The sequence below is a fragment of the Pseudoalteromonas sp. CF6-2 genome (genome assembly GCF_021729425.1).
Taxonomy (GTDB): Bacteria; Pseudomonadota; Gammaproteobacteria; order Enterobacterales; family Alteromonadaceae; genus Pseudoalteromonas; species Pseudoalteromonas arabiensis.
In genome coordinates this window covers 1,222,412-1,247,333 of record NZ_CP091442.1, presented here as the reverse complement: position 1 = coordinate 1,247,333, position 24,922 = coordinate 1,222,412, and the positions used below count along the sequence as shown (strand labels likewise).

Sequence of the window (24,922 nt, the reverse complement as noted above, 5' to 3'; positions counted from 1 at the left end):
GTTTCTAAAATGGGTTTTAACCTTTTATTAACACTAGATGCAAAATGACATCGCTGTCAAGTTTCCATATCAATTCTATAAAAACGGCTTATTCCTGCTATTAAAACGATGACCAATCATGCTTAATAAGTTAGTAACGACTGCGCAATTTCCCAAATAGCATTTAATGCGGGATCATGCCGCTCCTTCTTAAGCACTGCTAAGCCAATTTCAAAGCCTGGAATATCTTTTTCAGCGTCACTAATAACCTGAACCTTTTCTTTTAACGGGCTATTATCAAGTACAATTTTAGGCACCATAGCAACACCTAAACCCAAACTTACCATCGACACCATGGCTTCATGACCTGCTACATGGGCGTAAATACGACCATGAATATTTTTCTTTCGCCACCACTGCTCTAATCGCTGCCTAGATAATCCTTGTTCAGCAACAATGAATTCTAAATTAGACCAATGAATTGTTTCTAAATCTTTAAGTTGTTCACTGATAGGACAGGCTATTTTAGGTCCAATAAGTACCAAAGGAGAATACCCGATACTGGTAAAGGCTATTTGCCCTGGTAATTTAACTGGTTTTGCTGCAATCGCCATGGCTTCATGGCCATCCAATACACGATTTATGGCGAGCGCGGGGTCACCTGTATTGAGTGTAATTTCGATATAAGGATGCTGCATCCGAAGCTTTTCAAGAATTTGATGCAAAAAGCTATATGAGGCAGTAACAGAACAATAAATACTGACATTACCGTATATATGTTGCTGTGGCTCTTGGATATCAGCTTTGAATCGATGCCAACTGGCAAGCGTAGCATTGGCATAATCACAAAATGCTTTTCCCTCTTGAGTTAGCTTAACCGTGCGGTTATCACGATTAAATAATACTGCACCTACTTCATCTTCAAGTTGCTTGATATTACGGCTTAAAGTAGGAGCACTAATATGGCAAAGCTCACTGGCTCTAGCAAAGTGGAGCGTTTTAGCTAAGGCTAAGAAGTAATTAAGATGTTTGTGATCCATTGTGACTACCATTTCATTTTATGAAACACTTTAATTCAAATATATCATTTTACGCAAGAGATAAAATTGCATACTGTTAAGCCATACAAAGAGCACACACTTTTATTCTTTGTTTTTTGAAAAACTTGTATTTATAGGACACTAACAATGGCGAATTATTTTAATACTCTTCCTTTGAGAGAGCAGTTAGCGCAATTAGCGCAATGTGAATTTATGGACCCATCAGAATTTGCTGATGGCGTAGACGCTTTAAAAGGGAAAAAACTCGTTATTGTCGGCTGTGGTGCACAAGGCCTTAACCAAGGTTTAAATTTACGTGATTCTGGTTTAGATGTTTCTTACACACTGCGTGAGTCAGCGATTGCTGAGCGTCGTCAATCTTTCTTAAACGCATCTGAAAACGGCTTCACTGTAGGCACATATGAAGAGCTTATTCCAACGGCTGATGTAGTATTAAACCTAACTCCTGATAAACAACATACATCTGTTGTTAATGCCATCATGCCGCTGATGAAACAAGGTGCAACGCTTGCCTATTCACATGGCTTTAATATCGTTGAAGAAGGCATGCAAATTCGCGAAGACTTAACTGTTATCATGGTTGCGCCTAAATGCCCTGGTTCAGAAGTGCGTGAAGAATATAAACGTGGCTTTGGCGTACCAACACTCATTGCCGTTCACCCAGAAAACGACCCTCAAGGTCATGGCCTAGCGCAAGCGAAAGCGTATGCAGCTGGTACCGGTGGTCATCGTGCTGGTGTACTAAAATCATCATTCATTGCAGAAGTTAAGTCTGACTTAATGGGCGAGCAAACGATTCTATGTGGCATGTTACAAACTGGCTCACTACTTTGCTTTGATAAAATGGTCGAAAAAGGTATTGATGCAAGTTACGCGTCAAAGTTAATCCAATACGGTTGGGAAGTGATCACTGAAGCACTTAAGTATGGCGGTGTGACTAACATGCTTGACCGCTTATCAAACCCAGCAAAAGTTAAAGCATTTGAATTAAGCGAACAACTTAAAACAATTATGCGTCCACTTTATAATAAGCATATGGACGATATCATCAGCGGCGAATTCTCTCGCGGTATGATGGCTGATTGGGCTGAAGATGATGCAAAGCTTCTTGCATGGCGTGCTGAAACTGCTGAAACCGCATTCGAAAAACAGCAAAATACCGATGAAGAAATTAACGAGCAAACTTTCTTCGACCAAGGTATCTTGATGGTTGCTATGGTTAAAGCAGGCGTTGAACTTGCGTTTGAAACCATGACTGCTGCTGGCATTATCGACGAATCAGCTTACTATGAGTCATTACACGAAACGCCACTGATCGCTAACACGATTGCGCGTAAAAAGCTTTTCGAAATGAACAGAACAATTTCAGATACAGCTGAATATGGTTGCTACCTATACAACCACGCATGTTTGCCTTTACTACAAGATTTTATGAAAGATATCGACACTGATGTGATTGGTAAAGGTTTAGGTGATTCATCAAATCAGGTGGACAACCAAACTTTAATCGCGGTGAACAAGGCCCTGCGTGAGCACCCTGTTGAAATTGTTGGCAGTAAATTACGTGGTTACATGTCGGCAATGAAGAAAATAGTTTAACCCTAGAAAGTAAGTTTCGCTTGTTAGAAACCAAGCCCAATTGCATATGCTTTGGGCTTTTTTGTTCCTAGTTTAATTCGTCATCTGAAAAGTCTATGCTAAAATAACTACCTTAATGTTGTAACCTAAGACACTTTCATGGCGTTAAATCACCTTACCATTACTAAAAAAATCACTCTACTAGGTAGCTCTATTGCACTCATTGTTGCTGCGTTAATTGGCGTAACCGCAATTTATAGTGCTAAACAAATCATTGAACAACGAATGATCGAGTCTGAGCTACCAAGCAAGTTACAAGCAATTGATAATTATATTAGCCACGATATAAACCAAATGATCAGTGCCGCTGAGCAGCTTTCAAGTAACGCGTTTGTTATCGACTGGGCACGCTCTAGTGATACTGATGATACGATTTTACTTAAAGAGTTGAATCGCTTAGTTGCACAATACGATCTTGCGACAGCTTCATGGGCAAACCGTGAAACAGCGAAATACTGGAATCAAGATGGTTTTTTAAGAGTACTTACTAAAGAGCAAGATGGTTGGTTTTTTGCGTTTAAACAGTCAAAAAACCCTTTTTCTATCAGTATTTACCAAGAATCACCTACAGACGTAAAAATGTTTGTAAACCACCAACAAACTAATGGCTTAGGTTTGGCAGGTCTTGCTAAAAGTATTGATGACATGCAAGCAATGCTGCAAAAGTTTCAAATAGAGAAAACCGGTTTTGTCTTTGTTGTTGACAAACATGGCTTGATAAAGCTGCACAAAGACGCCAGTAAAGTAGCCAAAGCAAAACTTGATACGCTTTATGAATCAGGTATTACAAGCACACTATTAACTGATGAAGAGTTTACTCTTAAGGAAGTCAGCATCAAGGGAGAAGAAACGCTGGTTGCTGCAAGCCCAATAAAAAACACAGACCTGTTTGTTGTTGCACAAGTGCCTAAGCGTGAAGTCTTTGCAAGTATTGATACATTGACATGGCAAATTATCAGCTTTGCAATTGTCATCGCATTCGTTGCCAGTTTTGCAGGTTTACTACTAGCTAGAACATTGTCATCTCCTTTATCAAAAATGGCAGAGTTATTTACTCGGTTAGGCTCTGGTGATGCAAATTTAGCCTATCGATTACCTAGCTCAGAGCAACCAGAGCTTGCAAATTTGAGTGCTGGCTTTAATCAATTTATGACCAAAATCGAAACAGCGATTGGCCAAGTAGCGCAAGAAAGTCGAGAGATCAGACAAAGCGCAAGTCATGTATTTAAACAAACCCAGAAAAATTCAGACGCATTGGATAATCAGAAAGAGCAAACTATTTCCGTTGCGGCTGCAATTAACGAAATGGGTGCAACAGTGCAAGAAATTGCATCAAGCGCAGCAAATACAGCAAAGCTCACTGAAAGCAGTAAACAAAATACTGAACAAAGCCATGTTCAGGTCACACAAAGCCAGCAAGCGATCACTGAGCTTGCGACTGATATAGATAATATAACGGTGCAAGTGAACGAATTGGCAGGTAAAACGCAAGCTATTGCAAACATTGTTGATGCCATCAGAGGAATTTCTGAGCAAACGAACTTACTGGCGCTTAATGCGGCAATTGAATCAGCCCGGGCAGGTGAACATGGTCGCGGATTCGCTGTTGTAGCCGATGAAGTGAGAGCACTAGCAAGCAGAACATCACAATCGACTAATGAAATTCAAACAATGATCAGCGATCTGACGAATACGTCTGATTTAGTGGTTGAGCATATCAATCACTCGAAATCACAAGCTCAATTAAGTGTGGATGCGATGCAGAGCTCTGTTGAGTTACTCAATGCAATTAATGATGCTGCAAACGAAATAAATGATATGGCCACCTTGATTGCGACCGCCACCGAGGAGCAAAGCAACGTCGTCGCTGATGTTGGTCGTAATATTGAACAGATTAGCGATATTAGTGACAATGTTATGCGTGAACAAATAGATACTGAACAAGCGATAAAAGATTTAGCAACCAGCGCACAAACTCTGGATGATTTAGTGGCTACTTTTGACAAACGCTGACACGTTTTGTAACAGTTAACACTGACCCTTGTTGATTCACCGCCTATACTTAAAGTGATTTAGGCCGTGAATTTAAGAGGGTCAGATGAAAACAACAACGTTTATTCTTGTATTAAACCTTTGCTTTTTAAGTGCGTGCAATAGTACTGCTGATAAACCTCTTTCACCCCCCAACGCCCTTACCCAGATTGAAGATTTCAACATTTTGGAGATCGAAAGCCAAAAAGATATCTTTACATTAACGCCCACTATAAAAGAACGCCTCGACATGAGCTTTCCTGAGGGTCAACGCTCTATCCGCAGTGCAAAGCGACTGATGCAGTTTTTACTCGATAATGGCGATGAATCCCTCTCTTATCAGTCAGGCGCGACCCTTACCGCAGCGCAAGCCTATAACGACTTAAATGCGAACTGTTTATCGCTTTCTATACTCGCATATAGTCTCGCTGAGCATTTGGGTTTATATGGACAATTTCAAAAAGTACACATCCCTGAGTATTGGGCTTTGAATAATGGGTTTAATTTACTCACTGGACACATTAACCTAAGAGTGAAAGAAAGAGGCAAACAGCTCACGAATCTAAGGGTCATTTACCCGCAAGAGCGCGCTTTAGTCATTGATTTTGACCCTAATAGCCGTCAAGAATCATTTAAAACCAGTTACATTGATAAAGCGCGCATTACTGCAATGTTTTATAATAACAAAGGCGCTGCCGCTATGCTCAATGAGAGCTACGATTTAGCTTACAGTTATTTTACTGGAGCGATTAAAGTCGACCCAAAATATTCAGGTGCTTGGGGTAACTTAGGGGTACTGTTGCGTTTAACTAATCACTTTAAACAGGCTGAAGCTGCTTACCTGCATGCGATTGATCTTGATGTGAACAATCATACCGCACTTGGCAACTTAGCACTTATCTACAAACTCACTAACCGTGAAAAAGAGGGAGAAGACATTCTCACTAGGCTAGATAAAAAGCGCCAATCCAATCCTTACTATCATATTTCATTAGGTAACGATGCATATGCCGCAGCGCGCTATCAAGATGCACTCAAACACTATAAAAAAGCACGCAGCTTAAACATTAAACTTCATGATTCTGACTTTGGTCTTGCCAAAACCTACTACCAATTAGGGGATTTAAAACTTGCCAGAAAGTACTTAATATCCGCTAATAACAAAGCTGATTTCGATCATGATAAAAAACGCTATGAAAGCAAATTACAAGCTATTCGCTCTCACACAGCTAAGCTTACTCACTACTAGTAGTCTGTTACTTATTCTGACTGGTCATGCATATGCGAATGCACAAACCGCACTCGAAAAGGACATTACAGCACTTACATCCAGTCAATTTTATGGCAGGAAAACAAATACGCTTGGTGCAAAACATGCGGGTGAGTTTATTAGTGAGCGCTTCTTAGAACTAAACTACAACGTACGTAAACAACCCTTTGAGTATGATGTTCCTTTTAACCAAAAACGCTCAGGCGTTAATATAATCGCCACGCAGAAAACAGCATGCACTGATTGCAAAATGATCATTTTCACCGCTCACTATGATCACCTAGGGCCAACAGGAAGCCGCTATTACCCAGGAGCGAACGATAATGCCAGCGGCGTAGCTGCGCTGTTGTACTTAGCACATCATTTAGCGCATCAAACTCGACAGTACAACTTAGTTTTTGTCGCTACGGATGCTGAAGAAAACGGTTTACACGGCAGTAAATATCTTGTCTCCACACTTAATTTAAGTGATATCAAACTAAGTATAAACCTTGATATGTTAGTGGTTAATAAACACAAACCACGCATTTATGTGTATTTAGATAGGCAGTCTGGTAGTCAGTATAAAAAAGCGTTAACTTTGCTCTCTGATAAGGAATTAACATTTATAGTCAGCAGTTCATCAGCACGACTCAATAGATTACTTGGCACTAACATTAACTGGCGTAAAGCAAGTGATCACTACGCATTTGCCAAAGCTGATATTCCTTTTATTTATTTCGGCATGGGTGATGATAAACATCATCATCAAGTAACAGACACGCTAGAACATATCGACTTTCACCTTTATGAGCAAACCATTTTAAAAATAGCGGAGTTTGTGACTTACTTAACAGGGAGTTGAGTACACAATACAAACTGCTTTTTTTGTATTTTGGTTAACTTTTTCACACGTGCCTCTAACTTACTTGCCTCACTGCGGGTGCCAACCTTTTGTTGGTATACTAGCGTTAAAGGCCCTTTGCCTTTTAAATTCTTAGCTCCTTTACCAGCCTCGTGTGCGGCAAAACGTTTTTCAACATCAGTACTTATTCCTGTGTACCAATGCCCTAAACGCGTCTGAACGATATACAAATGCCACACAGCATCCATACTCTCGCGCTTTTTTATTGATTCAGGTAAACTTTTTGTCGTGTCTGTGGTCAAATTTGTGCCTCGTAAACGTCAATCTCAGCAAAAACAATTGTTGAAAAGGGTTTTACCTTCTGTGACTAATCGGTATCATGCAAAGTATAAAAAATAAGGATTCAAACAAATAATGCAGTCGTTTAAAACTTTTTCTTTTTGGCTCGTACTTTCCCTTGCTTTAACTGTTACAGCAGGATGTTCTAGCTGGGTTTATCGTATCAACATTCCCCAAGGTAACTTTTTAGAGCAGTCTGATGTTGATAAGCTACGCGTAAACATGACTCGTGAGCAAGTGGTTTATGTCCTAGGTAAACCCGTGGCAGAAGACTCTTTTGATAAAAGCACTTGGCATTACCTTTATGTATTTAACATCGGTCGTGATAATGAGCAGCGAAAATCGCTCACTGTAAACTTTGAGAACGACAAGCTGGTTTCAATTTCAGGTGATTACGATCAACCAAGCGAGTTCAATACCCCTCTAGAACAAGAATAAGTTCTAAGACAAGAAAAGGTAGCTAGGTGCTACCTTTTTTATTTAGGCCGTCCACCCGTTATTTTATTCGCACGCCCCTCTTCCTTCGCTTTTTCTGCTCGGCGTCTGCGGGCATCCTTAGGGTCAGCAATCAAGGGACGATAGATTTCAATTCGGTCGCCTTGTTTAACTTCTTGCGTCAATTTACACGTTCGATTCCAAATACCTAGGGTCAGATTACTTGCATCTATTTCTGGGCACTTGTCGATAATTCCAGACTTAATAACTGCCTGCTCAGCCGTTGTGCCTGTTGGCACTTCCACGAGTAAACTGGTTGCTGTTGTCGGTAATGCAAATACAACTTCTACACTGATCATAAACGAGCTCCATAAACCGCTTTAGCACGCTGAGTGAAGGCATTCACCATATTCTTCGCAACTTCATTAAATACCTTGCCAAATGCAAGCTCAATAAGTTTACTTGCAAACTCAAACTCTAGATGTAGTTGCACTTTACAGGCTTTGTCATCTAAAGGTAAAAAGTGCCACTTCCCTTTTAGGGATTTAAATGGGCCATCAACTAGTTGTAATGACACAGTATGATCATCTATAAAGGTGTTTTCAGTCGTGAACCACTTTTTTAAACCCGCTTTAGAAATCTCTAAGCTGGCTGTCATACCAGAGGGCTGTTTTGAAACAATTTTTGCATCTGAGCAATGTGGCAAAAACTCTGGGTAAGCATCTACATCGTTGACTAAATCAAACATTTCTTTGCTGCTGTACATTACCAGCGCACTTTTTTCTATTTGTGGCATATTCACTCCCAACTGTGTCGACGAATTTTAGCAAGCTTTAGCTATTTCCCCAAATTTTCGTACTAGTATAATTTACGCAAAGCCTTAAAAAAGCGATGTAAAAACGCTGTATTTACGTATAATATGGGACACTATGGCTAAGAAAAAATCATCTAAATCGACAAGTAATACCATCGCGCTGAACAAAAAAGCGCGCCATGAGTATTTTTTACACGATAAGTTTGAAGCAGGGGTTGAACTACAAGGCTGGGAAGTAAAAAGTATCCGAGCAGGTAAAGTAAACATCTCTGAGACTTATATTCATATTAAAAACGGCGAAGCATTTTTACTTGGCAGTCAAATTCAGCCTCTCAATAGTGCTTCAACACACGTGATTTGCGATCCACTTCGGTATCGTAAGTTACTTTTAAATAAGCGTGAGATCGATCGTCTTATCGGTGCAACAGAGCGTGAAGGTTACTCACTGATCGCAACGGCTATGTACTGGAAAAAATGCTGGGTGAAGTTGGAGTTCCACCTTGCTAAAGGTAAAAAGATGCACGACAAACGTGAAGACGGAAAAAATAAAGATTGGGCTCGTGAAAAAGAGCGCCTAATGAAGCACAAAGCTTAAAAATAATATTAAAGCCTAACTTTTTTGTTAGGCTTGTACCCCTTGAAAACACACACTTCACTCTCCAAAAAACCATTATCAGCTTAAAAACCCATACCTTTTTGCTATTTGAAAACACGCCATTTACATGGTATCAATCTTTTTCGTGATATTTATTCACAATATTCTCACATTGAAACAAGGATTGAATTTTATGAAGAACTCCCATCACTTTATGCAACGACCACTTTATGCATTTACCATTGCAGCGTTAGCAGGCACAAGCTTTATGTCTGTTGCAGCTCAAACAGATGGAGCTGAAAAGGTCGAACGTATTGAAGTAACAGGTTCTCGCATTAAACGCTCTGATATTGAAGGCCCTTCGCCGGTGCAATCTATCAGTCGTGCAGACATTGATAATATGGGCTACGACAACTTACAACAACTTTTAGAACGTATGCCCGTAGCCGGTAATGGTACATTTTCTACCCGTGGTAATAACCAAGACTCTACAGCGAACGGGGCTGCTGCAGTGAGTTTACGTGGATTAGGCTCTGATGCCACGCTTGTGTTAATAAATGGCCGCCGAGTGTCTATTAGTGCATTTGCTGAAAGCATCACTAATTCATTTGTTGATATTAACTCAATCCCTGTATCAGCTATTGAGCGAATCGATATTTTAAAAGATGGGGCATCGGCTATTTATGGCTCCGATGCTGTAGCTGGTGTCGTTAATATCATCTTAAAGAAAGATATAAATGGGCTAGAAGTTAACCTAGGTTATGGCGGTACAGACGGGCCTAATTATGAAGAAAAAACAGCCAGTCTAGTGTGGGGTACGAGCACTGAAAAAAGTAGTGCATCTATCATTATTGATTACTTCAATAACACAGCTTTATCATCAGATGAAATGGGGCGATTAGGTACTGCAAACCAAGAACCCTATGGTGGTATGGACTTTCGCTCATCACGCGGTTTTCCAGGTTACTTTTATGTAGATGGCGAAAAAACGATTGACCCATCGTGTCCTCCTGAAAATGCTACATCAACTGGAAGTTGTTTATTCGACTATGGCCCATATGGTTATATTACGCCGGCATCTGAGCGAGTGGGCGCGATTTCACAATTTGAATATAACTTCGATAATGGAATTTCAGCTTTCTTAGAAGTGGCGGTTCAACACAATTCATCACAAGCAGCTGGGGCGCCTACTCCACTTGATGAAGACGCAGGACTGACAGTTCCAGCAAGTCATCCGAATAATCCTTTTGGTCAAGATATTGATATTGGTCGTTACCGTACAGTGGATGCTGGAGCGCGTCAGTGGGACATTGAATCAGATACACTACGCTTTGTTGCCGGACTCAAAGGTGAAATTAGTGACTGGAGCTGGGAAGCGGCGGTACAAAAAGGCCGTAGCAAATCAATGCAAACTGGCGACAGAAGCCAAGGCTGGGTGCGTACTGACTTTTTACAACAAGAAATCGACGCGGGTAACTACAACCCATTCGGCGGCACCTATAATAGTCAAGATGTTATTGATCGTATCACAACAAGCCTAGTGCGCCGTGGTGAATCACATATGACATCATTTGATGCAAACATCACTGGTGAAGCATTCAGCTTTGGCGACGATGTTGTGATGATGGCTGCCGGTATTGAGTACCGCGAAGAAGATGTTAGCGACATTCCAGATGATCAATTCCAACGCGGGTTAATTTTTGGTACTGAATCTGTTTCAGCGGCTGCTGAGCGTGATCAATATGCTGCCTATATTGAGTTTTCAATTCCACTTGCCGACAACCTAGAGCTACAACTGGCTGGTCGTTACGATGATTACAGTGACTTTGGTTCAACAACAAATCCTAAAGTAGCAGTTCGTTGGGCTCCAACTGACTCGATTACCGTTCGAGGTTCTTGGGCACAAGGATTTAGAGCGCCATCGCTTGCACAAATAGGCTTGGGACCTTCAGAAGAAAGCCAATTCTTTGTAGATACTTACCGATGCCAAGCAACTGGACAAGATTGCGATGCGCTTGATTACAACATTCAATTTGCAGGTAATCCAAACCTTGAAGCTGAGGAATCTGAGTCGTGGAACGTCGGCTTTATTTGGGCGCCAACAGCTGAGTTTGGTTTTGGTGTCGATATCTGGAGTATCACTCAAGATAATAAGATTGACGAGCAAGAGTTCGGCCCTATTTACAATGAAAATTGTAATGACCAAAACAGTACTGTATGCGTTCGACTTGCGCCTCAGGATGGTTTGAGCCTAGGTGTCATTCAAAAAGTACACAGCACATTTGAAAATGTCTCTTCGCAAGAAGTCTCAGGTGTAGATGTATCAGCAAACTATACGCATGCAATGAATGACTATGGATTCTTGAAATTCAATCTAGAGTGGGCCTACCAAGATGAGTTCAAAAAAGATGGTCGTGATTACACTGGCGAGTACCGTTACCCTGAACATCGCTGGATTTTCAGCACAAACTGGGAGATGGGCGACTTTAATACGAATGTAAACGTTAGTTACATTGGCGAGTTTGAGGACACTCCAGATATTAACTTCGATGGTGACCTTGATTTTGACAGCAATACTTCGCGTATGGTTGACTCACAAACATTAGTCGATTTACAGACCGCTTATAACTTCTCAGATAAATTAAAGGTCTCTGTGGGCGTTAATAATGTATTTGATGAAGATCCACCATTCGCAATTGGTGATGGTGATGGCGACTTATATGGCTATGTATCAAGTGTACATAATCCACGTGGCCGTTACTTCTACACTAAGTTAACGATGCGTTTTAATTAAACTAATCAAGACTTAAAAACAAAAACCCGCCAACTGGCGGGTTTTTTAACTCTTTAACTCAGGCCTAAATTATAGGTCGCCTTCGTTTTCAGAAAGGAACTTAGCAACGCCTTCAGGGCTTGCGTCCATACCTTTTTTGCCTTCAGTCCAACCAGCAGGACATACTTCACCGTGCTCGCTGTGGAATGCGAGTGCGTCAACCATACGGATCATTTCGTCGATGTTACGGCCTAGTGGAAGGTCGTTAACTACTTGGTGACGTACGTTACCTTCTTCGTCGATTAGGAAAGAACCACGGAAAGCAACACCGGCTTCTGGGTGCTCAACGTCATATGCTTGACAGATTTCGTGTTTAACGTCTGCAACAAGTGCATATTTCACTTGACCAATACCACCGTCAGCAACGGCAGTGTTACGCCATGCGTTGTGTGAGAATTGTGAATCGATAGAAACACCGATTACTTCAACGCCACGCTTTTGGAATTCTTCAAAACGTTTGTCGAAAGCGATTAGCTCTGAAGGACATACGAAAGTGAAGTCTAACGGGTAAAAGAAGATAACTGCTTTTTTACCTTTGATAGTTTCTTTTAGGTTAAAGTTTTCAACGATTTCACCGTTACCAAGAACAGCTGCTGCAGTAAAGTCTGGTGCCTGACGGCCAACTAATACACCCATTTTTATCTCCAAATATTTGAGTTTATTTCCAATTGCCTACGCAATACTTACTAGTATATGGTTACGAAAAATCAAAAACCAAGGGTAAGCACTGATAATTAGCAAGATAGTTTAAAGAGGTTACAGACAAATGAACAATCGAAAAAAGCGATATATGCAATCGAAAAAATTGATTCGGTTAAATTGATGGCTGAGCAACTTGAAGTCAACTTCTATCTACTCAATAAAGTGCAGAAATAAACCAAACTTTCAATACCTTAGTAGATTTTGGGTAAAAATAAGAAACCCAGCATAAAGCTGGGTTTTCAGGTGACAGTTAATACTTTACAAATATTAATCCATTATATCTTCTGGCATATCGCCACGGATCTGCTGCCAGATTTCACCTGTTTGATGACCGTATTTACGCATCATAGAAATCGCACCGTCATGTTCACGACGCTCTGCCAGTAAAGTTAAGTCTTTATAAAACTGACGCGCTAATTCACGGGTACGTGAATCAGAAAAATAATGGCAACCAATTTTTGAATAGAAGCCTTTAAAGCCATTTAAAATCAGTACATAAATGCGATTATTTCCCGCAATAGCTAACTCATGGTGTACTTTGTAGTCGTAATCAGCAAACGCTTGCGCACTGTCTTCAAGCTGCTCACTTTGCGATAAAATTTCGATTACGCGTTCAGGTGCAAGCTTGATCGCTGCACGAGTATAAATGGCGCTAATATTGGTACGCGCAGACAGTAATTGGTCGGTTAACTCAGGCATTTTGTCTTCATCAAGCCGTGCTAACGTTTCAAGAATATTCAGCCCAGATGTTTCCCAGAAATTATTTACACGAGTCGGTTTACCATGCTGGATTGTTAACCAACCATCTCGTGCTAAACGTTGTAGCACTTCACGAAGCGTTGTGCGGGTAACACCAATTAGTTCTGAAAGTTCGCGTTCAGCAGGAAGAATTGAGCCAGGCGGAAAGTCACCATTCCAAATAGATTCAACAATGTATTCTTCAGCAAAACCTGCTGGACTTTTCGCTTTAAAAATTCTCATTCAATTTCCACTTGAGTTAGCACCTACTTCTATCGCAAAAAGCGATCAACTCACTGATTGTACCAGATGATCAGCAACTAACAAGCAAAGTAAGTACCCTGCGGATAAAAATCTCTTCGCAATGAAAAAATAAATTAACTTTAAGCTAAGATTGTAATTAATCACCTAAGACTTTGGAGCACTAAACGCTTAGTCTTGCTCGTCTATAAAGAGTAGCCACATAAAATTAATTAAAAAAAGCGAGTATAGACTCGCTTCTTTAATACTCTTAAAGCAATGATCAATCAAGTACCTTGGCATCATTGGCTTTATTTAGCAGACTGCGACTTTGCGTTAAGAAGTGTGCGGTAGCATCACTAAAATACTCTTTGGCATCCGCAAAGCCCTCTATCAAAGCAGCTTTATTACCCGTTTTTAGTTTTTCTAGCGTGTCGGCAAAGGTCGCTTGATAATTAGCAAGTAAATTTTCCACATCATCAAATTGCGCTAACATAATATCCGAGTAAAGCTCTGGTGACTGAGCAAAAAGTCGCCCTACCATCATCAGCTCTAATTGATAAATAGGAGAAGAACAGCTACGAAGCTCTGCAAGTGTATGACTTTGCTTCGCTAAGAATTGACCATAGACAAAAGTTGTTAAGTGGCGCATGACTTGAATGATTTGCATCGCTTCATCGTGTTTTTTTGCTTCCATTTCGACAACTTGACAACCCCACACTTGCAACTGGGCTAACAAGCCCTGTGCAACCTCATGATTACGTCCCTCACAAACAACAACTGTCTGCTTAACCCAGTGAGAAATGTCGGGGCCAAACATCGGATGTAAGCCTACAACAGGGCCATTATGTGCCGCCATAAGTGCGTTTAATGGTTTTTGCTTCACTGAAGTAATATCCACAAGCAAACAGTCCTCATCAAGCTTAGGCAAAGCTGCAACAACCTGTTCTAATGCATTGATTGGCACACTGACAAGTACAAGCTTAGCCCCTGCCAAGATAGCTTCACTCTCTGCTTGCTGCTCTTTATCTAAAATACGCACTTCATAACCTGAGCGAATAAATTGCTGTGCGAATAATTGCCCCATCGCTCCTTTTCCGCCAACAATGACTATAGGTGATAATTGAGGAGCCGAGCAGGCTAAATTTCCTTGTTGATTTTGGTACGCTTCACGCATCATACGACGCAAAATATCTTCAACTAACTCTGGGTTAACACCTTGGTTAACCGCTTCTTGGCGACGTGCTGCCAATAAATCAGCTTCACGATCTGGGGCATGTAACGGAGCGCCGATTTGTTGCTTAATTGCCCCTATTTTTTCTGTAATGCTATTACGCTTTGCTAGCAATGCCACTAATTGTGCATCACACTCATCTATTCCTGCTCTTAAATCAGCTAATTCATTCACTGTTGCCACGTTACTACACCTCAAACCCCAAACGTAAATATATATATACAAAAAAGTAAAGCTTACAATACAGATTATAGTAACAGCATAAGCTGCAAAGTACAAAGCCCTAAGGAGCTAACAAAGAGAGGAAACTTGAGTCATCAATGTATGACAGGATAAAGTGCAAAGAAGGGTGAAACAAAGGATAAGCTTATAGAGAGTTGCTTTTTTAAAAACCAAAACGGGTTGCAACCCGAAGGCTGCAACCCGTTTTTTTTGCGTTGATAAACAGCGCGTATTAGTTAAGTTTTTCTCTAATACGTGCAGATTTACCAGAACGCTCACGTAGATAGTAAAGCTTAGCACGGCGAACTGCACCGCGACGCTTAACTGTTACGCTGTCGATAAGAGGGCTGTGCGTTTGGAATACACGCTCAACACCTTCACCGCTCGAAATTTTACGAACTGTGAATGCTGAGTGAAGACCACGATTACGCTTAGCGATTACAACACCTTCAAAGGCCTGTAGACGCTCTTTGTTACCTTCTTTTACACGTACCTGTACAACTACTGTATCACCAGCGCCGAATGCTGGTACGTCTGTTTTAAGCTGCTCTTCTTCAAGCGCTTTAATAATATTTTGGTTTACTTTTGCCATTATATTTCTCACTTTCCTAGGTGTAACTGTCTTCTAGCCACAAGCTTGTTGGTACTCTTGCTTGAATTCTGCAAGAAGTGCCGCTTGCTCCTCAGTCAGAGCTAGGTTATGCAACAAGTCAGGACGACGTAACCAAGTTCTACCTAATGACTGCTTTAAGCGCCATTTTGCTATCTCTTGGTGGTTTCCGCTGAGTAATACAGCAGGCACCTGTTTATCATCCAATGTTTCTGGCCGTGTATAATGAGGGCAATCAAGCAATCCATCCGAAAATGAATCTTGCTCTGCTGATTGGTTGTGACCTAGCACCCCTGGCACTAATCGTGCGACTGCATCAATTAATGTCATGGCGGGTAGCTCACCACCACTCAGAATAAAATCACCTATTGACCATTCTTCGTCAACATATGATTCTATGATTCGCTCATCTATACCTTCATAGCGACCGGCAATCAAAATCAGTTTTTTAGAGCTTGCGAGTTCGCTCGCCCCTTGCTGATCTAATTTGCGCCCTTGCGGGGACATATAAATTACTTTAGCACCATCACCTGCCGCTTTTTTTGCGTCAAGAATGGCTTGTTTCAATGGTTCAACCATCATTAACATACCAGGACCGCCCCCATAAGGACGATCGTCCACAGTTCTATGCTTATCAGTAGCATAGTCACGTGGATTCCAGCAGTTAAAGTCGATTAGACCATTTTTAACTGCGCGACCAGTTACCCCTTCATTGGTAATAGCGTCAAACATGTTCGGGAAAAGGCTTATCACCCCTACCCACAATGAACTCGTTTGTGACATTAAAACCCAGGATCCCAGTCTACGGTAATTTCTCTCGCCTCGTGTTTAACTTCTTTAATAACAGAGTCTGTTAAAAATGGAATTAAACGTTCAGCTTGGCCAAATGCATCTTTTTTGTTTGCTTTCACAACCAAAACATCATTTGACCCTGTCTCCATTAGGTCATCAACCGTGCCTAAATTATAACCTTTATCAGTTACAACAGACATGCCGATGAGATCTCGCCAATAGAATTCACCTTGCGGTAATTCTGGTAGCTGCGCTGCATCTACAGAGATTTCAACATTGGTCAACGCCATTGCTTCATCTCGGTCGTTTACTTGCGCAACTTTAGCGATAAAGCCTTTGTTGTGGCGACGCCAGTCGACCACTTCTAAGGTCTGCCATTTACCTTGTTGCCCTATCAACCATGGGCTGAAATCGAAGATCCCTTCGGGATCATCAGTAAATGAATGCACCTTAAGCCAGCCCTTTATACCATAGGGGGCACCGAGCTTTCCTACAACGATTATCGAGGTGTTCTCTTGACTCATGGTTACACTTACGCCTATTAAGCCGCTTTACGAGCGTCTTTAACTAATTTAGCTACGCGATCTGAAAGAGATGCGCCTTGACCTACCCAGTGTTCAACACGAGATAAATCTAAACGTACTTTTTCTTCCTGACCAGAAGCGATTGGGTTAAAGAAACCTACTTTCTCGATGAAGCGACCGTCACGCGAGAAACGGCTATCCGCAACCACAATTTGATAGAAAGGGCGTTTTTTAGCGCCACCACGTTGCAAACGAATAGTTACCATACCGTCCTCTAAATAGATTGACTGTTTTCATTAATAAGATTTACTCCCCAATACGGGAAGCTGGGGAATTGTACGAGTTTTTTGCAACATTGCAAGTAAGAAGTGATGCAAAATGTAAGTTTAGTTGATTAAACACTGATCTGCGCTAGCGATCTTAACTTTGCATAGTGATTACGCATAATTTATCCATTAAAAAAGGAGCTATTTGCTCCTTCTTTAAGATAAACACTATAAAGGTGGTATTAAAACTTAGGGCCTCCGCCCATCATACCTGGCGGTAACATGCCTTTCATGCCACGCATCATTTTCTTCATGCCGCCTTTACCTTTCATTTTCTTCATCATTTTTTGCATCTGCGTAAATTGCTTAAGCAATTTATTGATTTCTTGCACCTGTGTACCAGAGCCTGCTGCAATACGTTTTTTACGAGAGCCTTTGATGATTTCAGGGCGCGCACGCTCTTTTGCAGTCATTGAGTTAATAATCGCTTCCATTTGTACAAACGTTTTATCACCCATTTGCCCCTTAACTGCATCAGGTAAGTTTTGCATACCCGGCAATTTATCGAGCATTGACATCATACCGCCCATGTTTTTCATCTGACGAAGCTGCTCTGCAAAGTCATCAAGTGTAAATCCATCACCTTTAAAGACTTTCTCTGCAACTTTAGCCGCTTTCTCTTTATCAACTTTCATTTCGACTTCTTCGATTAATGAAAGTACATCACCCATACCTAGGATACGAGAAGCAATACGGTCAGGGTGGAATGGTTCAAGTGCATCGGTACGCTCACCCACACCCATGAACTTAATTGGCTTACCCGTGATATGACGAATTGATAGTGCAGCACCACCACGAGCATCACCATCCGTTTTCGTTAAGATCACACCACTTAAAGGAAGCGCTTCGTCAAATGCTTTTGCTGTATTTGCAGCATCTTGACCTGTCATTGCATCAACAACAAATAAAGTTTCGATTGGGTTAATCGCGCTATGAAGTGCTTTGATTTCATCCATCATGTCGTTATCAACATGCAAACGACCCGCGGTATCGACTAACACGACATCGATAAATTTCTTCTTCGCATGAGAGATAGCATTATTTGCGATATCAACCGGCTTTTGCGAAATATCACTCGGGAAGAACTCAACGCCCACTTCATCTGCAAGTGTTTCAAGCTGTTTAATTGCCGCTGGACGATAAACGTCAGCACTCACAACAAGTACCGATTTCTTTTTACGCTCTTTTAAAAATTTAGCTAGTTTACCGACACTCGTCGTTTTACCCGCACCTTGCAGGCCTGCCATCATTACAACAGCTGGCGGCTGCGCATTAAGGCTAAGCTCTTCATTCGCTTCGCCCATGGCTTTTTCAAGCTCTTCGCGGACAATTTTGATAAAAACTTGGCCAGGGCTTAAGCTTTTAGTGACTTCAACACCCACTGCACGTTCTTTAACTTGCTTAACAAACTCACGAACAACAGGCAGTGCAACATCCGCTTCCAAAAATGCCATGCGGACTTCACGTAATGTATCTTTAATATTGTCTTCAGTTAGGCGTCCACGACCACTGATATTTTTTAAGGTTTTACCTAAGCGTTCTTGGAGATTCTCAAACATGTAAAGGTTCCGATAAAACGTGTTTCGCCTGTTTCTTAGATTAATATAAAGCCCAAAACAGGAGAAATTAAAATTTCAATTCTTAACAGTATACCGTAAATGGTGGTCGACAATACAGTGTTCAAGTGTGCTGTTTGAGTTTCTTTTTACAAACTCTATGCTTTTTCCTTACTATAAAATACAATGGCATCAAAGAGACAAGGATTTAACGATATAAATTAAATGGCCAAAACACGATGATTATTAGTTTAACTATTATTGCTAGTTTGTTTTATGTGTTAGCAACGTCGCACGTGCTATCACGCCTTTTTCACAAACAAGGTCCGAGCCAGAAACTCACGGTCATTTTAAGCACGGTTGCTATCCTTGCCCATATGCTGCTATTGGTTAACTCTGTGTTTCGTGCAGATGGCCAAGATTTAAGTATTGTGAATGTTGCCCTACTGACATGTTGGGTTATTGTTGTCTCTGTCACAGCAGTTTCTTTAAAGTTTCCAGCGACACTGTTACTCCCCGTTGTATATGGGTTTGCGGCAATACTTACCTTAGCCAGCTTGTTTATTCCTCACCACGTTATTTTGCATACAATTGATGTCGAGCTAGGGCTGGTTACACATATTTCCCTGTCTTTATTAGCTTACTGCGTGCTCATTATATCGACTCTTTATGCCATTCAGTTTTACTTTATTGATAAACGCCTAAAGCGTAAAGATTTAGCGATAGTGCACAGCCACTTACCCCCTTTAATGGTGGTTGAGCGTCAGCTGTATCAATTACTTACTTTAGGGACGATTTTACTCACCTTTGCCCTGCTATCTGGCTTTATTTTCCTTGATGGTATGTTTGCTAGTGAGTTTATTCATAAAACAATTCTCTCTTTACTTGCTTGGGTTATTTTTACCGTTGTGACTATCGGTCACCTGCGTAAAGGTTGGCGAGGGAAGCCTGTGGTATTTTCGATCATGATAGCCGCATTTATCTTATCACTTGCTTATTTTGGCAGCCGTTTCATACAAGAAGTGATACTAAATAAGTTTTAACTTGACTCAGCAAGCTGTCTCTAGCTTAATATGCATTGGTTTATAAAAAAAGGATCCATCGTTGGACGACATATCGACTAGTACCCTGTTTATTGTATTGGGATTATTGATACTTATTTCTGCTTATTTTTCTGGTTCTGAAACTGGAATTATGTCAATTAACCGTATTCGCTTGCGCCATTTAGCAAAAGAAGATCACCGTGCAGCGAAACGCGTCAGTAAACTGTTAAGCCGTCCTGATAGACTAATTGGTCTGATCTTAATCGGAAATAACCTCGTTAATATCGCAGCGGCTCAAGTCGCTACGATTATAGGAATTCGCCTGTATGGTGACTTGGGTATTGCTATTGCCACCGGCGTATTAACGCTTGTTGTGCTTATTTTTGCTGAAGTGACCCCTAAAACACTCGCAGCGCTCTATCCTGAGAAGGTTGCTTTTCCAAGCTCTATCATCCTTAAAGGGCTATTAAAAATACTATTTCCGTTTGTCGTTATCGTTAACTGGATGACCAATGGTATGTTGCGCCTATTTGGCATTACCACGGCACAAATTGAAGAGCACAGCCTAAGCAAAGAAGAGCTAAAAACGGTGGTAAATGAATCAGGGGCCCTGCTTCCTGCTCGCCATCAAAGCATGCTGACATCTATTTTAGATTTAGAGCAAGTCACCGTAGAAGATATCATGATCCCACGAAATGAGATTGTTGCAATTGATATCAATGATGATTGGAAGCTTATCAGTCGCCAATTAACACATGCACAACACACGCGTGTACTGCTTTATAGAGACCAAATTGACGATGCAGTAGGCTTCATTCATTCGCGTGATGCCCTACGCCTGTTAACAAAAGAGCAATTTGATAAGCCTTCACTATTACGTGCCGTTCGTGAGATTTACTTTATTCCTGAAGGGACATCACTCAATACACAACTTTTAAAATTCCAACAATCAAAAGAGCGAATTGGTCTAGTTGTAGATGAATATGGTGATATTCAAGGTCTCGTGACACTTGAAGATATCTTAGAAGAAGTGGTTGGAGATTTCACAACAACGCAAACCCGCACTCCAAGTGAAGAAGTAACAGAGCAAGACGATGGTTCTGTACTTGTCGATGGTGGCGCTAATATTCGTGACTTAAATAAAGAAATGAACTGGGAGCTCCCTATAGATGGGCCAAAAACTTTAAGTGGTTTAATTGTAGAATACCTTGAAGATATTCCAGATGCTAACTTAAGTTTGCGTATTGCTGGCTACCCTATCGAAGTATTAGAAGTTAAAGAAAATATGGTAAAACTGGTTAAAGTAATCCCCAGTAAACGTATTCAAGAATAAGAAAAGGAGTAGCTTGCTACTCCTTTTTTCTTACGCATATTAGCGCCTCTGAAGTTTCACATTTTTCTGCTAAAGAACACACTTTCATGTTAATTCGTCTAGTATTGTGTCCGGTTAAGTTTATTTACATGGAGCAACAATGGACAATATTTCAATCGAAAAAGTATATAACCAAGCTATCGAATTACTCATGTTATATGGGCCAAAATTTATTTTAGCTATTTTAGTCTTGGTTATAGGGTGGTGGTTGATTGGCCGCATCGCCAACATGGCCGAAAAATCAATGAACAGAGTAAAATTTGAAGCTGGGCTCACACACTTTTTAGTGTCATTTATTTCAGTCATTTTAAAAATACTCTTGCTGATTTCTGTTGCCTCTATGATCGGCATCGAAACCACCTCATTCATCGCTATGTTAGGTGCTGCAGGCTTAGCCGTTGGTATGGCACTGCAAGGTAGTTTAGCTAATTTTGCAGGTGGTGTTCTGATTTTATTCTTTAAACCGTTTAAAGTCGGTGATGTTATTGAAGCACAAGGTTATATGGGGAAAGTTGTTGAGATTCAAATTTTTGTCACTGTGCTACTTACTTATGATAATGAAAAAATAATCATTCCAAATGGCGCTTTATCTAATGGCTGTGTCAAAAACAAATTTGCAGAGCCTACACGCCGTGTTGATATAGAGTTTGGTATTAGTTATGGCGATGATGTTCATAAGGCGCGAGAAGTGCTTATGGGTGTGTTGAATGACTATGAATTAGTACTAAAAGATCAAGATGCGAAAAAGCCGGTGGTACATGTTAGTCAACATGGCGATAGTCATATTGGTATGCTGGTATGGGCGTGGGTTAACTCAGAGAATTACTGGCTAGTGTATTTTGGCTTGTATGAAAAAGTAAAAATTGCTTTTGATGCAGCGGATATCACTATTCCGTTTCCGCAACGGGATGTACACATTCACCAATTTCCTGGCAAATAATTTATCATTAAAAAACCCACATTTTTGTGGGTTTTTAACTAAATAACTGCTAACTAAACAAGCGCTCAAACCAGTTTTTATCCAACTCATCTTCGCATTTTCTAAGTTGTGCACCATAACGACTTGCTCGATGCTTAACTTTATTTGCCACACTCATCAACCATTTTTTCTTTTTATACGTACCACGTTTATAACCGCCCCACCCTTCATGATAATTAAGGTACTGCGCGTAAGCGTCCCACTTTGAAACACCATTTACTTTATGTGTTTTATAAACAAACCACGCCATAAAATCGATGGCATCATCGAAATCATCTCTATCTGCACCACTGTTATTGGTTTCACGAATATAGTCTGACCATGTTGGTGTTTTTGCTTGTGAGTAACCATAGGCTGAGCTTACACGACCAATTGGGATGATCCACAGAAAGTATTCCATAGGTGGTGTTGCATCATGACGAAACGAGCTTTCCTGATACATCATGCTCATTAATACATGTTTTGGCGATCCCCACTTTTCTTGAGCATCGCGAGCATCATAATACCAATCAGGCTTTTCTTCGAAAATCTTACAAATATCATGGGGTTGCTCAGGTGGAGCAGTAGCACAACCAGCCAAAGATACGGCCAGCGATAAAATAATTAAACTTTTTTTCATTTTTTTATGTATCTCGCTGAACTTTTTTTTAGTGGGTCAGTCTGAACTTATGAATGCAGCAGTATAGCATTGTTTCATCCCTGAAGAATCTTTGACGCAGCCTCTCCCTAGGCTGCGTTTTTTTATGTCTAAAATTTACTTCACCTTTGCAAAGTAATCATCTAAAAATGCAGTGAAAGACACATTATCTTCTGCTTTTACTTCGCGCTCTTTTGTTATCGACTTAGATGCTTGCTCAGTTAAAAAAGCCTCATCGTAAAATTGATAATCAGCGCCTAGGTGACTTTGCTTATATTGCTGTGCAAGTGTTAATGCAAACTCACCATTATCTTGGTTAGTGTTTGCTAATATATCAATGTATCGTCCTGAAAATGTTTTATTTGGCTCACTAACCCAGGCCGCAAGCGTTGCCACTGTTTCACTGTAATAACTTACGCCATAGGCAGCATCCATATAGTGCGCCACCGACTTTAGTTTATCGAATATTGACGTTGCCCACGTCGTCAAGCTTACTGACTCACCTTGCTTTAACAGTTGCAAATCAGGACTACGTCCCTCGTTTACTACGGCATCAAGGTTTTTAGTACTGAGACTTTGCTCCTGCCAGTCCATCGCAGGGGAATCACTTAATAAGCAATAAGTTAAAAATACATCTAAAAAGTGGATCTGTTGTAAGTCGATACCCGTTTCACTAAATGGATTGACATCTAAGGCACGTACTTCAATGTATTCAATTCCACCTCGTAGCAAAGCATCCGTAGGGGTTTCTCCACTGGCAGCATTTCGTTTAGGCCTAATCGGTGAATAGAATTCATTTTCGATTTGGAGAATGTTTTTATTCAACTGTTTTGGTGTTTCGCTGGTGTAATCATCAATATGATTATAAATATTTGATGGTGTATTAATGGCTTCTTTTAAACCAGCAACGTACTCATCTAACGAGTTGTACATCACACGTAAAGAAGATTGTGCGCTGTTTGTATAGCCCAAATCACCAAGACGTAAAGCGGTGCCAACCTCTAAGTAAAGTGTACCTTTACCTAACTTTTTAAATGGCAGCTCAGTTTGACGCCCTTGAAGAAAAGAGTGACATAACGCAGGGGAGGCACCAAATAAATAGCTAATTAACCAAAGTTCGCGTTTAAAATTACGAATTAAACCTAAGTAACCATCAGATATAAAATCTGCTAAGTCCTTTGTGCTATCACTTAGCTCATGTAGTCCCTGCCATAACGTGTCAGGGAAGGAAATATTAAAATGCACACCTGCAATGGCTTGCATCATACTACCGTAACGATTTTTAAGCCCTTCACGGTAGAGTGTTTTCATGCGACCGATATTTGAGTCACCAAATTGCGCCAGCACAATGTCATCTTGGTTATCAATAAAGCATGGCATACTAATAGGCCATAACAATTCGTCACCCATTTGAGACAAGGTAAACTTCTGTAAATCTTTAAGCTGCGCTAATGTTTGCTCAGGTGAGGTACTGACTGGCGTAATAAACTCTAATAAAGATTCTGAAAAATCTGTAGTTATATGATCATTGGTCAGTGCGCACCCTACTCCTTGCGGATGCCCCTTCTTTGAAATAACACCGTTAGGTTTGATCCTTAATGCTTCTCGCTCGATGCCACGTTTAATCCCATTAATTGCGGTTGGATAGTGTGCCGATAACGCTTGTAGCGTTTTGTTTAAATCATGTTTTATCAAAAATGCTTCCTCGAGCCACGTGGCTTTAATCCCAAGTGTATGGGGGCAGAATATAAATTCTCAAGAGAAAAATTAGAATCTCTATCCATGCAACTGTAATTAATGTCGATACCCTGACAACTCCATCACTTAGTCATCATCTTGCCATTCAGATAACTATAATACAATTGCTTTGATAGCACTTCATTGATGCGAAATTGTTTCGCTAATCAATAATGAGACCTCATGCCAATAAAATTTATTTCAATTACGACCTTTTGGTTAAGCCATAAACACATGTTTTCAGACAAGACATTGTTCTAGATCAATATTTATATGAAATAATTCAAAGTTTCACTTAATTAACATAGTTACTCTTCCCTTACATTTTTCTGAGACTATAATCCGCACATAGTAAAAAAGTACATTTCAAG

Annotated in this window: 24 protein-coding genes; 10 read left to right on the top strand and 14 right to left on the bottom strand. The window is 40.6% G+C overall.

Annotated elements, in window-relative coordinates; all coding sequences use genetic code 11:
• Positions 1-122: 122 nt before the first annotated feature.
• A complete protein-coding gene (gene ilvY, locus L3Q70_RS05710; protein ID WP_062570550.1) occupies positions 123-1,019 on the bottom strand; it encodes an HTH-type transcriptional activator IlvY in 897 nt (298 codons plus the stop codon).
• Positions 1,020-1,166: 147 nt separating this feature from the next.
• Between ilvY and ilvC the strand changes: the two genes are divergently transcribed.
• From ilvC to L3Q70_RS05690, 4 genes are all read left to right on the top strand, one after another.
• Positions 1,167-2,639, top strand: coding sequence for a ketol-acid reductoisomerase (ilvC, locus tag L3Q70_RS05705; RefSeq protein ID WP_062570549.1), 1,473 nt, complete (start codon positions 1,167-1,169; stop codon positions 2,637-2,639).
• A 138-nt stretch (positions 2,640-2,777) separates the two neighbouring features.
• Positions 2,778-4,691 (top strand): methyl-accepting chemotaxis protein, encoded by a 1,914-nt coding sequence (locus tag L3Q70_RS05700; protein WP_237115043.1) that lies wholly within the window; start codon positions 2,778-2,780, stop codon positions 4,689-4,691.
• An 85-nt stretch (positions 4,692-4,776) separates the two neighbouring features.
• Positions 4,777-5,958 (top strand): tetratricopeptide repeat protein, encoded by a 1,182-nt coding sequence (locus L3Q70_RS05695; protein WP_062570547.1) that lies wholly within the window; start codon positions 4,777-4,779, stop codon positions 5,956-5,958.
• Positions 5,903-6,823, top strand: coding sequence for a M20/M25/M40 family metallo-hydrolase (locus L3Q70_RS05690; protein ID WP_062570546.1), 921 nt, complete (start codon positions 5,903-5,905; stop codon positions 6,821-6,823). The genes L3Q70_RS05695 and L3Q70_RS05690 overlap by 56 nt, the downstream gene beginning before the upstream one ends.
• Here L3Q70_RS05690 and L3Q70_RS05685 read toward each other — a convergent pair.
• The gene (locus L3Q70_RS05685; RefSeq protein ID WP_157066250.1) at positions 6,805-7,071 is read right to left on the bottom strand and encodes a GIY-YIG nuclease family protein; all 267 of its coding nucleotides are present in this window, start codon (positions 7,069-7,071) and stop codon (positions 6,805-6,807) included. The two genes, L3Q70_RS05690 and L3Q70_RS05685, sit on opposite strands and share 19 nt — an antisense overlap.
• A 166-nt stretch (positions 7,072-7,237) precedes the next feature.
• On the opposite strand from L3Q70_RS05685, the gene bamE reads away from it, so the two are divergent.
• Positions 7,238-7,600, top strand: a complete 363-nt coding sequence (bamE, locus tag L3Q70_RS05680; protein ID WP_062570544.1) for an outer membrane protein assembly factor BamE — start codon at positions 7,238-7,240, stop codon at positions 7,598-7,600.
• Between the two features lie 38 nt (positions 7,601-7,638).
• On the opposite strand, the gene L3Q70_RS05675 is transcribed toward bamE, so the two are convergent.
• Entirely contained in the window at positions 7,639-7,956 is a 318-nt protein-coding gene (locus L3Q70_RS05675; RefSeq protein ID WP_062570543.1) for an RnfH family protein, read from the bottom strand.
• Complete coding sequence (locus L3Q70_RS05670; RefSeq protein WP_062570542.1) at positions 7,953-8,393, bottom strand: type II toxin-antitoxin system RatA family toxin; 441 nt, start codon at positions 8,391-8,393, stop codon at positions 7,953-7,955. The genes L3Q70_RS05675 and L3Q70_RS05670 overlap by 4 nt, the downstream gene beginning before the upstream one ends.
• Before the next feature lie 133 nt (positions 8,394-8,526).
• Between L3Q70_RS05670 and smpB the strand changes: the two genes are divergently transcribed.
• On the top strand, positions 8,527-9,006 hold the full coding sequence (gene smpB / locus L3Q70_RS05665; protein ID WP_062570541.1) for an SsrA-binding protein SmpB: 480 nt from the start codon (positions 8,527-8,529) through the stop codon (positions 9,004-9,006).
• A gap of 214 nt (positions 9,007-9,220) precedes the next feature.
• Entirely contained in the window at positions 9,221-11,800 is a 2,580-nt protein-coding gene (locus L3Q70_RS05660; RefSeq protein ID WP_237115242.1) for a TonB-dependent receptor, read from the top strand.
• Between the two features lie 69 nt (positions 11,801-11,869).
• Here L3Q70_RS05660 and L3Q70_RS05655 read toward each other — a convergent pair whose 3' ends face one another.
• The 8 genes from L3Q70_RS05655 to ffh all read right to left on the bottom strand — a co-directional run bounded on the left by L3Q70_RS05655 (position 11,870) and on the right by ffh (position 18,786).
• On the bottom strand, positions 11,870-12,475 hold the full coding sequence (locus L3Q70_RS05655) for a peroxiredoxin C (RefSeq protein WP_054551729.1): 606 nt from the start codon (positions 12,473-12,475) through the stop codon (positions 11,870-11,872).
• Between the two features lie 333 nt (positions 12,476-12,808).
• Positions 12,809-13,522, bottom strand: a complete 714-nt coding sequence (gene fadR, locus L3Q70_RS05650; protein ID WP_062570539.1) for a fatty acid metabolism transcriptional regulator FadR — start codon at positions 13,520-13,522, stop codon at positions 12,809-12,811.
• A 280-nt stretch (positions 13,523-13,802) separates the two neighbouring features.
• Entirely contained in the window at positions 13,803-14,936 is a 1,134-nt protein-coding gene (tyrA, locus tag L3Q70_RS05645; protein ID WP_062570538.1) for a bifunctional chorismate mutase/prephenate dehydrogenase, read from the bottom strand.
• A 271-nt stretch (positions 14,937-15,207) separates the two neighbouring features.
• The gene (gene rplS, locus L3Q70_RS05640; protein ID WP_004587324.1) at positions 15,208-15,567 is read right to left on the bottom strand and encodes a 50S ribosomal protein L19; all 360 of its coding nucleotides are present in this window, start codon (positions 15,565-15,567) and stop codon (positions 15,208-15,210) included.
• A gap of 33 nt (positions 15,568-15,600) precedes the next feature.
• A complete protein-coding gene (gene trmD, locus L3Q70_RS05635; protein ID WP_062570537.1) occupies positions 15,601-16,368 on the bottom strand; it encodes a tRNA (guanosine(37)-N1)-methyltransferase TrmD in 768 nt (255 codons plus the stop codon).
• A complete protein-coding gene (gene rimM / locus L3Q70_RS05630; RefSeq protein ID WP_062570536.1) occupies positions 16,368-16,901 on the bottom strand; it encodes a ribosome maturation factor RimM in 534 nt (177 codons plus the stop codon). Before rimM ends, trmD begins: the two co-directional genes overlap by 1 nt.
• Positions 16,902-16,918: 17 nt before the next feature.
• Entirely contained in the window at positions 16,919-17,167 is a 249-nt protein-coding gene (gene rpsP / locus L3Q70_RS05625; RefSeq protein ID WP_036967110.1) for a 30S ribosomal protein S16, read from the bottom strand.
• Positions 17,168-17,409: 242 nt separating this feature from the next.
• Positions 17,410-18,786: a signal recognition particle protein gene (gene ffh / locus L3Q70_RS05620; protein ID WP_062570535.1), complete on the bottom strand. Its 1,377-nt coding sequence runs from the start codon at positions 18,784-18,786 to the stop codon at positions 17,410-17,412.
• A 236-nt stretch (positions 18,787-19,022) separates the two neighbouring features.
• Here ffh and ccsA point away from each other — a divergent pair, with 236 nt between their 5' ends.
• From ccsA to L3Q70_RS05605, 3 genes are all read left to right on the top strand, one after another.
• Positions 19,023-19,826, top strand: a complete 804-nt coding sequence (gene ccsA, locus L3Q70_RS05615) for a cytochrome c biogenesis protein CcsA (RefSeq protein WP_062570534.1) — start codon at positions 19,023-19,025, stop codon at positions 19,824-19,826.
• Between the two features lie 61 nt (positions 19,827-19,887).
• Positions 19,888-21,159 carry a CNNM domain-containing protein gene (locus L3Q70_RS05610; protein WP_083515358.1) on the top strand — a complete coding sequence of 424 codons (1,272 nt, stop codon included), beginning with the start codon at positions 19,888-19,890 and terminating at the stop codon, positions 21,157-21,159.
• A gap of 139 nt (positions 21,160-21,298) precedes the next feature.
• Positions 21,299-22,138, top strand: a complete 840-nt coding sequence (locus tag L3Q70_RS05605; RefSeq protein WP_237115042.1) for a mechanosensitive ion channel domain-containing protein — start codon at positions 21,299-21,301, stop codon at positions 22,136-22,138.
• A gap of 49 nt (positions 22,139-22,187) precedes the next feature.
• On the opposite strand, the gene L3Q70_RS05600 is transcribed toward L3Q70_RS05605, so the two are convergent.
• Together L3Q70_RS05600 and gshA are read right to left on the bottom strand one after the other, a co-directional pair.
• On the bottom strand, positions 22,188-22,796 hold the full coding sequence (locus L3Q70_RS05600; RefSeq protein WP_237115041.1) for a transglycosylase SLT domain-containing protein: 609 nt from the start codon (positions 22,794-22,796) through the stop codon (positions 22,188-22,190).
• A gap of 135 nt (positions 22,797-22,931) precedes the next feature.
• Positions 22,932-24,509 (bottom strand): glutamate--cysteine ligase, encoded by a 1,578-nt coding sequence (gene gshA, locus L3Q70_RS05595; protein ID WP_237115040.1) that lies wholly within the window; start codon positions 24,507-24,509, stop codon positions 22,932-22,934.
• Between the last annotated feature and the right edge of the window lie 413 nt (positions 24,510-24,922).